We start from the raw sequence: 13,449 nt of genomic DNA, 5'->3' as shown, positions 1-13,449 counted from the left end.
TGAATAAAGGAGATTACCAGCGGATGGCGGCGGCGGCCCATGTCAGTCCTGCCCCAAAGGTAACCAGGACGACGTTGTCCCCCTTGCCGAATCTGCCGGAGCGGCGCGCCTCGTCAAAGGCGATGGCTACGGCGGCGGCGGAAGTGTTGCCGTATTTTTCAATATTGATGAATACTTTTTCTTCCGGAATGGAGAGGCGTTGGGCCACGGCATTGATGATGCGGAGGTTGGCCTGGTGCGGAATGATCAGTTTGATCTCGTCGGAAGTCAGGCCGGCGCGTTCAATCACACTGGCGGCGGAATCTTTCATGCGGGGAACTGCCTGGCGGAAGGTTTCCTTCCCGCGCATGGCGAGGGTAGCCAGGCGTTCATGGGCGTTTTCCGCCGTGGTGGGGCAGCGGGAACCGCCGCCGGGAATCTGGAGCAGGTCATGCAGGGAACCGTCCGTGCCGATATCCGTGGCCAGGATGGAGCCTTCCCCTTCTTCCCCCGTGGCGGCCTGGAGCACGGCTGCGCCGGCGCCGTCCCCGAACAGGACGCAGGTGGTGCGGTCCTCCCAGTTGACGACAGTGGAAAGCTTTTCCGCGGCAATGATGAGCGCCGTCTTCATCTGGCCGGTGCCCAGGTACTGTACGGCCGTCTTCATGGCGAACAGGAAACCGGAGCAGGCGGCGGAAATATCAAAGGCGGCGGCATTCCTGGCCCCCAGGGCATCCTGAATGTAGCAGGAGGTGGCGGGCGTGAACGTGTCCGGCGTAATGGTGGAAACGATGATCAGGTCAATATCTTCCGGCTGGAGACCGCAGGACTCCAGAGCGCGCTGGGCGGCCTTTGTCCCCATGTGGGAAGTATACTCGTCAGGGGCGGCGATGCGGCGCTCCACGATGCCCGTACGTTCGATGATCCATTCATGGGAAGTGTCCACCATCTTCTCCAGATCCGCATTGGTCAGGCGGCGTTCCGGAACATAGGAACCCGTGCCGATGATCTTGACGGGCAGTCTTTTAAAAGCGATTTCAGAATTTGCGGCCATAGCTTTAGGCGTATGATGAACAGAAAACGTCCTGACGTTTAATGTGGAAACAGTCTAAAAGAAAGGAAGCCCCATGACCAGCACAAAACGCAGGACTCCTGCCATGCCGTAAAGGGGTGTTCTACAACAGCCATCCCTGGCCGTTGGCGGGCGGAGTGGCGCCCATCTTGAGATAGGCGGAGGGCATCGCCACGCGTCCCCTGGGAGTGCGGCTGATGTACCCCTGCATAATCAGGAAAGGCTCGTGCACGTCCTCCAGAGTGGAGGCGTCTTCCCCCACGGCCACGGCCAGGGAGGAAAGGCCCACGGGACCGCCGTTGAACTTGTAAATCATGGCCTCCAGCAGACGCTTGTCCATCTCGTCCAGGCCGTCGTCGTCAATCTCGATCATCGTCAGAGCGTCATGAGCCAGCTGCTCCGTGATGATGCCGTTGCCGCGCACCTGCGCGAAGTCCCGCACCCAGCGCAGCAGGGAATTGGCCACGCGGGGGGTGCCGCGGGAACGCAGGGCGATCTGGAACGCGCCGGCCGGTTCCACGGGAACGTTCAGTAGCCCGGCGGAACGTTCGATGATGGCGCACAGATCCTCCTGCGTGTAATAATCCAGCCTGTTTACCAGGCCGAACCGGGAACGAAGAGGGCTGGTCAGCATGCCGGCGCGGGTGGTCGCCCCCACCAGGGTGAACTTGGGAAGATTCAACTGGATGGAACGGGCGTTCGGCCCCTGGTCGATAATAATATCCAGCCGGAAATCCTCCATGGCCGGGTACAGATACTCCTCAATGGCCGGGTGCAGGCGGTGGATCTCGTCAATAAAAAGAATGTCTCCCTTTTCCAGATTGGTCAGCACGCCGGCCAGGTCCCCCGCCTTCTCAATTTGGGGGCCGGACGTCGTATGGATGCGGCAGCCAACGGCATTCGCGATAATATTGGCAAGCGTCGTCTTCCCCAGGCCCGGAGGGCCGCTCAGCAGAATGTGGTCCAGCACGTCGTCGCGCTGTTTGGCGGCTTCCACCATCAGCATCAGGCGGTCCTTGATCTTCTCCTGCCCGCGGAACTCGCTGAAGGCGGGCGGCCTGAGGGACAAATCAAAGGCGGAGGGGGGTGTCTCCGTGGTGCGTGTGTAAAAGGACTCTCCCATGCGCAGGACTAGCAAACCCGTCTTTGAGGCATCCGTCAAGATGGAAGTGCGGGCGGGAAACGTCTTTTCCGGGACATGCCGGAACCCTATGGTCTTTTTTGATTGCGGAGGCAATGCGGTTCCGTCACAATCGCGCGCAATGAAATGGCGTATCCTACCTCTTTTGCTGGCGATGGGCGGCAGCGTTTTTGCCGCCGGCGACGTGGAATCCCGTCCCTATCAAATCATCCCGGAACCGGTCGAAATCAGCACTTCCTCCGGCGTCTGTAAATCCCCCAAAATCCTCAAGCAGGCCGCCAACAAGGCCCTGGGGCCGGAGGGATACAAAATCACCATCAAGCCGCAGGGCGTGGAAATTCAGGCAGGCGACCGCGCGGGCCTCTTTTACGCCAAAAACACGCTGGAACAGCTCCAGGCCCAGGACAAGGACGGCGGCATACCCTGTGGTGTCATTGAAGACAAGCCCCGGTTTGGCTGGCGCAGCATGATGATGGACACCGCGCGCCACTTCGTGCCGGTGGAGGACGTCAAAAAATTCATTGATGTGATGTCCTTCTACAAATTCAACAAGCTCCATTTCCACCTCACGGATGACCAGGGCTGGCGCCTCCCGGTGCCCGGGTACCCCAAGCTGGAAAGCGTGGCCTCCAAGCGTAAGGAAACCTTTGGCAACAAAACTCCCCATGGAGGCATGTACACCAAGGAACAGCTAAAAGACCTGGTAAAATACGCGGCTGCCCGGAACATTGAAATCATCCCGGAAATAGACGTGCCCGGTCACAACCAGGCCCTTTGCACCGCCTATCCGGAATTTCTCTGTTTCCCAAACCCCAAGCTGGAAGTGCGCACGAATGCGGGTATTTCCCACACGCTGGTATGCCCCGGCAACCCGGACGTCTGGAAATTCTATAACGCCGTCTTCAATGAACTCAAAGACATCTTCCCGTCCCAATACGTGCATCTGGGCGGGGATGAAGCCCCGGAGGACAACTGGATGAAGTGCCCCAAATGCGCCGACTTCCGCGAAAAAGCCGGTATCCGTGAAGAAAACAAAAAAGCCGCCGCTCAAAAGGAAATGGTGGAATTCTTCACCCGGTGCGCCAAAATGCTGAAAAGCCGCGGGAAAACGGCCGTCTTCTGGTATGAACCCATGGGCAAATATCCGGACGGAGTAATCGTCACCACGTGGAGAGGCGGCCACACGCCTAAAACGGTAGCCAACACCACGGGCGACAAAGTGGACGTTATCTGCGCCCCCAACGGGAAATGCTACTTTGACTATCCCCAGCTTCCCGGCGACTGGCCTTCCGGCCAGCCGGACACGGGCTGGATGCCCGTCAACACGCTGGAAAACGTGTATTCCTTTGACCCTCTAGCAGGCCTCTCCCCCAAGGAAACGGAACGAGTGCGCGGCGTAGACTGTTGCCTGTGGGCGGAACGTCTGCCGGACATCGAACGCGTCTTCTACCAGGCTTACCCGCGCGCCCTGGCCCTTGTGGAAACCGCATGGTCCCCCAAGGAGATAAAAAACCTGAACCGCTTCAAGGACAAACTGGAATTCCACAAAAAATTCATGCAGGATAAATGGGGTATCAGCCTCGAACGCCCGGAGAAGAAATAAGGACCGGATTGGCAAAAGCAGAAGCCTTCTTCATAAGGCTAAGAGCGTAAACATGGAAATAAGAGAATATTCTGTGCCTTTCTAGAAGAAGAGGAGTATGCGTGAGAAAACTCTCCTTTGCTCTATGGCAGGCCTCTGTGGATAACGGAGGCCTGCTTTTTGGATAGCATACATAGATTCTCTTATGGTTCAGGCCATGGCCTTGACCCTGCCTTTACCACCTTCCCTTTAGGATCTCTCCAATACTACCATCTTCCCCCTTTTCAAGTAACGGCTGGAAATGTAAAAAGAGCCTGTGGAAAACAGGAAAACGTCTTGCGAGTGAAAAAAAGATTGCCAAGTCTCTCTTCTACCGTTACATTACCCCCGCTTTCCTATCTAACACAATCTATCAACGGGCAGGTGTCAGAGTGGTCGAATGAGCACGCCTGGAAAGTGTGTGTACTGGAAACAGTACCGAGGGTTCGAATCCCTCCCTGTCCGCCATCAATTTTCCACCGCAATATATTCGTTATGAGTATATTGAGGTTTTTGTTAGCAGAGATATGGGGAAGAAATGGGGGAAAATGATGCTCCTTTAACCTTGAACTCCATTTCGTCTCCTAGTACAGTTGGCCCATGCTTTCGCAACTAGACTTGTTCAAATTTTCTTCTTCACAAAAGCTCAAGTTAGCGGAACTCTTTTGTGGAGCTGGAGGCATTGGAGAAGCTGCTAAATTAGCTTGTGTTCCTGGTATAGAAATTGAACATTTATGGGCAACAGACTATGATAAAGATGCATGTGCCACATATAATGAAAATTTAAAGCCTCGTAAGATTATTTGTGAAGATATCCGTAAATTAGAATTTCAAAGTTTGTTAAAATACGGAGTTATTGATTGCTTAACATTTGGATTTCCTTGTAATGATTTTAGTACTGTGGGAGAGCAGAAAGGCATGCATGGCTCTTTTGGGGCTTTGTACGAATATTGCGTAGCTGCATTAAATATTTTTAATCCTAAATATTTTATTGCAGAAAACGTCAGTGGATTAAGAAGTGCAAATGATGGGAAAGCTTTTTCGTACATTCTCGATGCATTTAAAAACTCAGGAAAAGGTTACAAATTATTTCCAAATCTTTATCATTTTGAAGAATATGGAGTTCCTCAAAAACGCCATCGTATTATTATTGTAGGAATAAGAAATGATGTTGATATAAAATTTAATATACCATCTCCAGCTCCTTTTTCTCAAATAGATATTTCCGTAAAAAAAGCACTAGCAAATATACCTAGCGACGTAGCGAATAATGAGCAGACAGTTCAATCAGCTATTGTGATAGAAAGACTTAAATACATTAGAGAAGGAGAGAATGCATTTACTGCTAAAATACCTGTTCATCTTCAATTAAATGTGAAAGGCGCAAAAATTAGTCAAATATACAAGCGACTAAAAGCCAATGAGCCAGCCTATACTATAACAGGGAGCGGTGGAGGAGGAACCCATGTTTATCATTATTCGGAAAATAGAGCTCTAACAAATAGAGAAAGAGCTAGACTTCAGACATTTCCTGATGATTTTGTATTTCGGGGATCTAAAGAAAGTGTTCGAAAACAAATAGGTATGGCAGTGCCTCCTCAAGGGGTTAAGGTAATATTCGAGGCATTATTAAAATCAATTCTGGGAGAACCCTATCAATTTATAGATTCTAATATTCCATGGAAATGATTGTAAATAAAAACGAATTGTTTGATGAGGTGTTAGTAAGGCCAGCAAATGAGGCAGATAGTCTGATTATTGTTTCAGGTTTTGCTACCTCTGCGATGGTTGAATATCAAATTTCTAGTATACGTAAAAAGTTAGGAAAAGAAATTGCAATTGAGCTTCTTGTTGGAATGACTCCTATATATGGTGTTTCAGAGATTCATCATAGGAATTTTATTAAATTACATAAGGAAATAGATTTTAATTGTTCATATATAAGCAGCCAATATCCTGCAGTTCACTCGAAACTTTATGTATGGAGAAAAGACAACCGCCCTGTAAAGGCGTTTCTTTCAACAGCTAATTATACAGTCACTGGATTTTTAAAAAACCAGAGGGAATTAGGGATAGAATGCAATTCAACTGAAGCTTTGGAATATTATCAATCCCTATTGCATCATTCTCTCTATTGTCATTGTGATGAAGCAGAAGAATATGTAGCGGTGAATGCTCCATTTTTTTCTGCTGATGACCCCAATAAATCGCAATTATATCCTTCTAAAGAGAGCGTATACCTTCCTCTATTCTCTGAAAAAACTGGGAAAATGCACAATAGAGCGGGTTTGAACTGGGGACAACGTGAGGGTAGAAATCCCAATCAAGCTTATATTCATATACCAAAAGAATTAAGAAATTTCTTTCCCGATAGAGGACAACCATTTTCTGTATTAACAAATGATGGCTTTCCTTTTGTGTGTGTTGTCGCACAAGATGAAGGTAAAGCTATTGAAACGACGTACAATAACAGTGAATTTGGTGAATATTTTAGAAATAAATTAGGACTAGAATTAGGAACAAAAGTAGAATTGGAAGACTTAGATAAATTTGGTAGCAGATATGTCAAATTCACAAAAATTGATGAAGAAGAGTATTATATGGAATATGAAAGAGGGATAAATTTTTCAGATAATCAATAAATTTCTTTTTTAATTTTTCCTTCTATAATTTGAGGGGATTTAGTTATCGTTGGAATTTGACATTCCCATATCGTTAATACATTCCAACCTATTTCATTTAATCTCTTTACATTCAATTTGTCTCTATCCACATTTTTAGTAAGCTTTGGTTTCCAGTAATTAGTGTTACTTTTGGGCATTACCGCATATTTACAGCCTTCATGCTGATGCCAGAAGCAGCCATGCACAAAAATGACTGTTTTGTATTTTGGTAGTACGATATCCGGTTTGCCAGGAAGATCTTTACGGTTGATGCGGAACCTAAAACCTAGTTTGTGGAGAATTGACCGGATAATTTTCTCAGGCTTGGTGTCCTTGCTTCTGATCCGGGACATCACTTGGCTTCGCTTCTCTGGAGAAAAAACATCCATAAGGCCTCAATAACAAATTTACATGTAATTACAATCCTGTATTCTGCGGAACCTTATCCCCAATTGTAGTAAACCACCTTTCCCATTCTTCCTTTTTCTTCCTACGATCAATTTCTTTCTGTTCCTTTCTTCAATCATAGTCGTACCAGTCCTCCATACACTCTCCAAATTCATGAGGATCTTCTGGACTAGGATCATAGCTCCAAAATTTATCCCAATCAGGATTATCTTCTTCTGAATCGTTGTCCATATTCGGCTGTACCATTGTTATTACAACTCTAAATACGTTCAGATTTCCTCCTTTTCTTATTATTCTAATTGATCTAATATTCTGAACTATTTCCATAGAAATCATTTCAGAATTAATTGTTTCCAATGATTTTTTTGAAAACAGCTTCGTACAAAACACATTGACCATGGTAATGTTTTCAGGGAATCAAACTACAGGTATACTGGGGCAAATCTCTCTCTTCCTCTTTACTTATACATTGTATGAGACCGTTTTTCTCATAACTTATTTGTTCCCATTTACTTGTGAATTCAGAAAGCATTTTCTTCTGAAACAAATACATGGTACACTGAGGTATACGTTTGAACTCTCCCATATACTTTTATATACATTGTATGAGACTATATTTTTTACAACTTACTCATTATGATATATTAGCGAATGTGAAAACTCATTTTATTCCTTCTTTTACTCCTCCCATATCCCCATTGTATCAGACAGTCAGAGACTCCAGGTTAGGTAATTGGGATATCAGAAATTGATGGCTATTTCAGTAAACTTGTTATCTTATTCTGAATGTTTCCAGAATTGTTTGTGAGGATTTTTTGCCCTGTTACCTTGGGTTTATCCTACTTTCTAAAATAATTTCCGTAGAAATCAATTTAGAATTAATTTACCTATAACCCTTCTATCTCTTGGTTTATGTGATGGAGCAAGATGCATAGGATCGGGGGAAAATATTTTTTTGAAAACTGCTTCGTATAAAATCTTCATGGAGGAATGATGCCGTGATTTCAGGCGGTTGTAAGCGATTGGGTTCGACGTGATGAAGTAATTTGTCAATATTGCTTATAAGGACTTCAAACTGGCGAAACGTGCGTGAATCTGAAAAATGGTCTCAAAAATATTTTTGCCAGGCGGGGGCCTAAATGGGTTCTCCTCCTTTTATTCCTGATACATTTCCTAATAGAGAAAAAGTTCTCCATTTTTCCGAAAAACAATTTTGAAGTGTTTGGGAAAGTGCCCCCTCCATGTGAAAAGTCCTTTGTATAGACTGAGCCCAAACAGGGATAGACTTTCAATTGGGGGAGCGTGTTTGGTTTGACGGGGGTACCATGCCATTTGCCGTACCCTATATGGTAGGAATAGAGTAGAGGTGTAAAAATGAAAAAGGATGGAACCATTGCTGATTCCATCCCTTGATGACTGTTATTTATCTATTTAGAAGCTGTATCTTGCCGAAAGTGAGGCGGATTGATTCACCTGGCTGCTTCTGGCTTCCAAGGTGTAGAACGCTCCTACGCTCCAATTCTGGTTGATGATCCAGTTGGTTCCGGCGTTCATCATGAAGGCGCTTCGGCCAGGATTGCTTCCTTCGTGCTTGTTGTCGATGCCGTAAATGGTGGATTTGACCGAAGGATTTGTTCTGGATACATCACCGACATAGGCGACTGTCAGTTCGGGAAGAAGAAGCTGTCCTCCTCCGACCGATACTTCCTTTTTAACCGTGATGCCTACCGGAACACTCCATACCTGCATATTACCGTCCCTGTATTGGCGGCTGCCGTTGGAATATGTTTCCGTGAAGCTTTCCTGCGATCCATGGACGTAATCAATTCCAATGAACGGCGTCAATGTGGTCTTATTGGTGACTTTGATGTTCCAATCGGCTTTAAGGCCAAATGTGAACACATCGGCATTCCATTTTGCATGACCGGGAAGGTATGAGGAATTACCGACAAGGGTGTTTGCCTTGTTTTCCACGGAACCATAGGCGAAATATCCGCTCAATCCCAGGTTTTGATTATCATTGATGGATTCCAGATAATTGGCGTACAGGCCGGTCATGATACTGTCCTGCTTGACGGATGCCTGGTTGTCGTCGGATTTGAACGTTCCGAATGTCTGCCCAAAAGTGATGCCGGCGCGGAATTTCTTCGTCCAGGCGTAGTCAATCCCTGTCGCATACCCGCCTCCGTTGTACTGGAAGCCGTCTGCATGAGAGGTGGAGTTCATGGTAACGAAATCACCCAAACCGCTTACCCATACATTGGAATCTCCCGGTTGGGTGACCTTGAATTGAGAAACAGCCGTTTGACCGAAGTTCTTGACGACGCTTGTACTCGACCACAAGGAATTGGCGATATTGGATCCGTCCTTTCCGACCAGAGCGGCAGCTACAGCTTCGTCCACTTGTCCAATAAAACTCAATGTCCCTGTAGACGCATTCCAGAGCAGGCTTCCTTCCTTCAGTAGATGGTTTTTATCATCCAGGGAAAGGACAAAATCGCCGTTCCCGGAAACTGTTCCTTCCGTTTGGATAAGATCCAGAGTAAACGCTTCCGTTCCTGCGGCCAAAATGCCAAGACCAACTTCTACTTCGGTATTCACTGTTCCATTCAAATTCAGTATGTTAGTCACGGAAAGATTGGAATAGGTGCCTGAACCATGGTTCGCCAAGGTAGCGGCAGTAATCCCGTCCAAGTAGAAACCAAGCCTTGAACCATTATCCAAAGTCAGATCATTGTGCTGCTGGAATCCCGGACTATTGCCGACATAGAGCAGAGCGTTGGATTGGAGAATGGTCGAGGCGAATGTACCGCTGCCATTGACAGAACCGTTTTCCGCAATTGTCACTTCTCCCTTTACTGTCCCATTGTTGCTCAGAATGGATGATCCATTGACCAGAACATTTCCATTGACGGTATTCCTGTTGTCCAGGGATGCGCCTGAATTGATAGTAACATCATTGTTGATTGTTCCCCTGTTGTTGACGGAAGCGGCGACAGTATTTCCTGAACCATTGGAAACTCCAACGGTCAGCATGGAATCAGTCGTTCCAAGCACAGTGTTTTGAGCAATTTCCAGAAGACCGCTCTGAACATTGACCTGTTTGGATTCGTATTTGCCTCCGGTCAAAACAATGGCGGCATCGGTAATGTTTCCTCCAACCTGACCGACCTGAATGTCTGCGCCTGCATTTCCATTTTCTCCAACAATGCTGAATCCGAGGGTGTCTGATCCTGCCATGGTAAATGTTTGTGAATCACCGGTCACCAAGCTTCCTCCCATTCCATGGACATAGGAATTGTTGAGTCCGCTGGTAACCTCCGTCGCATCGACGTTTCCTCCATTACTCAAAGAGACGACAACATCCTTGGAAAGAGTATCGGGTGCTTTGCCGTCGGTAATAATGGTTCCCGGTTGTTCCGGTTGACCTGGATTGTAACCGTTGTCAACCAGCGTTAGGGCATAGCGACCATCAGTTTGAGCAATGGATACGAATTTCTTGTCACTAATGTTCCGGGAAACTGTGGTGGTTCCACGATAACTTTCAGTAATCTTCAAAAGGCTAGTTTCACCAGTAATATCTTTACAGTAAAATACAATTGTCCCCGTCTCGGGGCTAGTGAAACCATCTTCCGGAGAAGAAACAGAGTGGAAATCAACTGTTGTATTCCCTGTAATAGATAAAGTTCCAGTTATAGTTATGTTAGAATATTTGTGACCACCATATGTAAATAGAGCTATCTCACCGCCATCCGAAAGAATGAGATTCCCCTGTAGAATCCCACTTCCTTGAGATGAAGTATAATTCCAAATCTTAAGTCCATGGTTAGCTGATACAGTATATTGATCTTTGATAATAATTCCTCGACAAAATTCCAAATTAACAAAGTCGTTATCCTTAATCGTCGCGTTTCTCAAATCAATGATAGATAAAGGGCCATCAACAGTAGAATCAACAAAAAATGAGCAGGGAGATTCTTTGTTGCTCGTTTCGAGGGAACCATTGAATTTCACTTGTGCCCCTAACTGTGCGTCTAATGATACATTTTTTAAAACGATACCAGAACTGATGGTATATTTGGCGTTACCAGTAGGGGGATTATATGAATCAGGCCAATCGGAAGATCCTCCACATATAATAAAGGAATCATTTTTGAAATCCATAGTACCTTGTCCTGTCAACATATAGGAACCGTCATCCGTTGATCCCCAGCATGGACCGTAAAATTTATCAAGATTAACAGACCAATTGCCGTCAAGGCTTAGGTTGACGTTATCAAATTGAGGAGATCCTGGATTTCCATAATCTCCGACATACTGATCCCAGTTATGGGTATTTAGGTTGATTGTTTCCGTAGCGATGAGCGGTTGCGAGATGCAGGCAAGCACGGCCGCCAGCAGTACTGTAGGCAGGTGTAACTTCATAATTGATGTGGGTTGTTCATTCTCCTTGGTTAGTAGGTGATAGCGTTTGAATATCGCGTATCTCCACAACTGTAAAGAGGTATTTTAGACCGTGGACATAAATTTCTCATTTCTGCGATAATGAATAAATGTCCAAGCAAAATGTACTCAAGGAATTAGGAGAAAGGATCAGAAACGAGAGAAAAGCCCAGGGATTCTCTCAGGAAGGATTTGCGCATGTTACCAATTTGGATAGAAGCTACTACGGCAGCATTGAAAGGGGAGAGCGCAACATCACATTTTATACCATCTGCGAAATCGCAGAAAAACTGAATAGGGATGTAGCTTTTTTCTGTCAGGATATTCCTCCTATCAAGCCAGGGAAATAACTGATCATTACGGCAAAATAATTGACAGTCATTGTATTTTATCGCTTACGAATCCCGTGGTTCATGACATGATGGATTCATGATCGGAGTTGCATACCAGCAAGGAACACATGTCCGCGTAATATCTCCTGAAGGACAAATCCTGTTCACTCAACAAGGAAAACTCTTGGGATTCTCTTCTGAGGTCGTCTCCATACTCAAAGGAAACGCCCTCTTCATTTGCGACCATCAGGGAAACACGCTATCCACTCATCGGTATGCGGATGACAAACCGGGCAAGGCTGGTTCATTGAAAAGCATCGTATTTTACCTCCTGTTGGGATGTTTGACCAAAATAGGAGACGCATACCGATTGTATCAATTTCTGGGTAGGGGAAACGCCATAGGAGCTGACGGAGGAGACTTGAATTGGAAGAATATCGGTATTTGGTTCTTATCCATTTCCTTCTGGTTGGCCTGCTCCTTTACGGCTTCAAAAATGGGAATCGCCGGATAATAAAACCGATTCATTTTACGACAAAAAATAATTGACCATCATTGAGTTTTACCGCATACGAACTCCTGTTTTCACGGTATAATTAACTCATACATGGCAGCGAAGAAGTTCAAATTATGCAGATTGGTTCAGGAGAACGACGGAAGGTTTCGCGTCTACTGGAACACCATCAACCCCGACGGTTCCACCAGGAACAACAAATGCAGGGTCAAGGACAGGAAGGAAGGTTTGGAAAAATGCCGAATCCTTGAAGAAGAACTTTCCCAAACTGGGCTTGTAGAAGAAACAATCATCGATCCCGAAGACAGGATTATGATCGACCGTTTCTACAAAACCAATCCTTCCATCTCCCTGGCTGAATTCATCAGAAGATACATGAGCTTCGTCGCCCATCCCAAGCAAAGCAGGAGGGTCGGGGATCTCTTCAAGGAATGGAAAAAGCACAAGCTCCTGACGGCATCCAACAGGGAAAACATCCGCCTCACCCTCTCAAGAGTCAATGTCTTCAAGGAAGTATTCGGAAAGAAAATCGTCAGCACCATCCAGAAGGATGAAGTGGAAAAATGGCTCTATGGTCTGGATATAGCAGAAAAGACACGCCAGCATTACCGGGCGGCCGTCATCTCGTTCTTCAAATGGTGTGAAATCGACATGACCAACATCAAATGCCCCAAGGCTATACGTCCTGAACCCGGCATTTATACAGTCGATGAAGCCGTCCAAATCCTCCATTACACGAAGGTACATCAAAACAAAATGCTCGCTCCGCTGGTCATCGCCATGTTCTGCGGAGTCAGGTTGTCCGAATTTGAATACATTACATGGGAGGAACTGGATTTGAGCAATCCCGATGAAGACGGAGACTTTTACCTGTCAGGAGGAAAAACCGGAAGACGCATTGTCCATCTCCCCAACGTTGCCAAAAAATGGCTTCTTACATGTGAACATACCAACGGACTTGTCTTTGATTTCGGACGATGCAAAAAACATGTCGACCGCATCTATGACGCCTTCAGGAGAACAATCCCTGAATACGTTGAAGCCAAGCAGAACGGATACCGGCACAGCTACTGCACCTATAAAGTTACCTGTTTCGGAAACATGGCCAGCGTAGCCGATGAAATGGGCAACAGCATCCAGATGATACGGAAGCATTACTACAAGCCTACCAGGAAAAAGGATGCGGAACTCTATTGGAAACTTACGCCTGAATACGTTGATTCACTCAATCTGGATTAACCGGATTCCCAATCGGAGGCTGCATGTGAAGTGCCCT

11 protein-coding genes and 1 tRNA gene are annotated in these 13,449 nt (G+C 46.3%); 7 read left to right on the top strand and 5 right to left on the bottom strand.

Features of this window, described 5'->3' with window-relative positions:
- Window positions 1-13 precede the first annotated feature (13 nt).
- Window positions 14-1,033, bottom strand: a complete 1,020-nt coding sequence (locus V3C19_RS11580) for a beta-ketoacyl-ACP synthase III (protein WP_275124780.1) — start codon at window positions 1,031-1,033, stop codon at window positions 14-16.
- Window positions 1,034-1,154: 121 nt separating this feature from the next.
- A complete protein-coding gene (gene ruvB, locus V3C19_RS11575; RefSeq protein WP_330937105.1) occupies window positions 1,155-2,174 on the bottom strand; it encodes a Holliday junction branch migration DNA helicase RuvB in 1,020 nt (339 codons plus the stop codon).
- Window positions 2,175-2,313: 139 nt separating this feature from the next.
- On the opposite strand from ruvB, the gene V3C19_RS11570 reads away from it, so the two are divergent.
- From V3C19_RS11570 to V3C19_RS11555, 4 genes are all read left to right on the top strand, one after another.
- Window positions 2,314-3,795 (top strand): beta-N-acetylhexosaminidase, encoded by a 1,482-nt coding sequence (locus tag V3C19_RS11570; RefSeq protein ID WP_295934224.1) that lies wholly within the window; start codon window positions 2,314-2,316, stop codon window positions 3,793-3,795.
- Between the two features lie 396 nt (window positions 3,796-4,191).
- Window positions 4,192-4,281, top strand: a tRNA-Ser gene (locus V3C19_RS11565).
- Window positions 4,282-4,413: 132 nt separating this feature from the next.
- Window positions 4,414-5,502: a DNA (cytosine-5-)-methyltransferase gene (gene dcm, locus V3C19_RS11560; protein WP_102722138.1), complete on the top strand. Its 1,089-nt coding sequence runs from the start codon at window positions 4,414-4,416 to the stop codon at window positions 5,500-5,502.
- Window positions 5,493-6,455 carry a restriction endonuclease PLD domain-containing protein gene (locus V3C19_RS11555; RefSeq protein WP_102722139.1) on the top strand — a complete coding sequence of 321 codons (963 nt, stop codon included), beginning with the start codon at window positions 5,493-5,495 and terminating at the stop codon, window positions 6,453-6,455. The genes dcm and V3C19_RS11555 overlap by 10 nt, the downstream gene beginning before the upstream one ends.
- On the opposite strand, the gene vsr is transcribed toward V3C19_RS11555, so the two are convergent.
- From vsr to V3C19_RS11540, 3 genes are all read right to left on the bottom strand, one after another.
- Window positions 6,449-6,865 carry a DNA mismatch endonuclease Vsr gene (gene vsr / locus V3C19_RS11550; RefSeq protein WP_102722140.1) on the bottom strand — a complete coding sequence of 139 codons (417 nt, stop codon included), beginning with the start codon at window positions 6,863-6,865 and terminating at the stop codon, window positions 6,449-6,451. The two genes, V3C19_RS11555 and vsr, sit on opposite strands and share 7 nt — an antisense overlap.
- A 130-nt stretch (window positions 6,866-6,995) precedes the next feature.
- The gene (locus V3C19_RS11545) at window positions 6,996-7,283 is read right to left on the bottom strand and encodes a hypothetical protein (protein WP_295934239.1); all 288 of its coding nucleotides are present in this window, start codon (window positions 7,281-7,283) and stop codon (window positions 6,996-6,998) included.
- 1,032 nt (window positions 7,284-8,315) lie between these two features.
- Window positions 8,316-11,309, bottom strand: a complete 2,994-nt coding sequence (locus V3C19_RS11540; RefSeq protein ID WP_295934242.1) for an autotransporter outer membrane beta-barrel domain-containing protein — start codon at window positions 11,307-11,309, stop codon at window positions 8,316-8,318.
- A 128-nt stretch (window positions 11,310-11,437) separates the two neighbouring features.
- Here V3C19_RS11540 and V3C19_RS11535 point away from each other — a divergent pair, with 128 nt between their 5' ends.
- The 3 genes from V3C19_RS11535 (at window position 11,438) to V3C19_RS11525 (ending at window position 13,412) form a co-directional block, all read left to right on the top strand.
- Window positions 11,438-11,677 (top strand): helix-turn-helix transcriptional regulator, encoded by a 240-nt coding sequence (locus V3C19_RS11535; RefSeq protein WP_102722130.1) that lies wholly within the window; start codon window positions 11,438-11,440, stop codon window positions 11,675-11,677.
- Between the two features lie 79 nt (window positions 11,678-11,756).
- Window positions 11,757-12,173 (top strand): hypothetical protein, encoded by a 417-nt coding sequence (locus V3C19_RS11530; RefSeq protein WP_102733091.1) that lies wholly within the window; start codon window positions 11,757-11,759, stop codon window positions 12,171-12,173.
- Between the two features lie 93 nt (window positions 12,174-12,266).
- Window positions 12,267-13,412: a site-specific integrase gene (locus V3C19_RS11525; protein WP_295934249.1), complete on the top strand. Its 1,146-nt coding sequence runs from the start codon at window positions 12,267-12,269 to the stop codon at window positions 13,410-13,412.
- The last annotated feature ends 37 nt before the right edge of the window (window positions 13,413-13,449 follow it).

It is taken from the genome of Akkermansia sp. AE01SA01, from assembly GCF_036417395.1.
GTDB lineage: Bacteria > Verrucomicrobiota > Verrucomicrobiia > Verrucomicrobiales > Akkermansiaceae > Akkermansia.
The sequence above is the reverse complement of the archived record's forward strand: the minus strand, read 5'-3'. Positions and strand labels throughout refer to the sequence as shown.

Excerpts from the sequence above, each read along its gene's own strand:
- V3C19_RS11555 (WP_102722139.1), top strand. The coding sequence starts at position 5,493 with ATGGAAATGATTGTAAATAAAAACGAATTGTTTGATGAGGTGTTAGTA.
- vsr (WP_102722140.1), bottom strand. The coding sequence starts at position 6,865 with ATGGATGTTTTTTCTCCAGAGAAGCGAAGCCAAGTGATGTCCCGGATC.
- V3C19_RS11535 (WP_102722130.1), top strand. The coding sequence starts at position 11,438 with ATGTCCAAGCAAAATGTACTCAAGGAATTAGGAGAAAGGATCAGAAAC.
- V3C19_RS11580 (WP_275124780.1), bottom strand. The coding sequence starts at position 1,033 with ATGGCCGCAAATTCTGAAATCGCTTTTAAAAGACTGCCCGTCAAGATC.
- V3C19_RS11545 (WP_295934239.1), bottom strand. The coding sequence starts at position 7,283 with ATGGTCAATGTGTTTTGTACGAAGCTGTTTTCAAAAAAATCATTGGAA.
- V3C19_RS11525 (WP_295934249.1), top strand. The coding sequence starts at position 12,267 with ATGGCAGCGAAGAAGTTCAAATTATGCAGATTGGTTCAGGAGAACGAC.
- dcm (WP_102722138.1), top strand. The coding sequence starts at position 4,414 with ATGCTTTCGCAACTAGACTTGTTCAAATTTTCTTCTTCACAAAAGCTC.
- V3C19_RS11540 (WP_295934242.1), bottom strand. The coding sequence starts at position 11,309 with ATGAAGTTACACCTGCCTACAGTACTGCTGGCGGCCGTGCTTGCCTGC.
- V3C19_RS11570 (WP_295934224.1), top strand. The coding sequence starts at position 2,314 with ATGAAATGGCGTATCCTACCTCTTTTGCTGGCGATGGGCGGCAGCGTT.
- V3C19_RS11530 (WP_102733091.1), top strand. The coding sequence starts at position 11,757 with ATGATCGGAGTTGCATACCAGCAAGGAACACATGTCCGCGTAATATCT.
- ruvB (WP_330937105.1), bottom strand. The coding sequence starts at position 2,174 with ATGGGAGAGTCCTTTTACACACGCACCACGGAGACACCCCCCTCCGCC.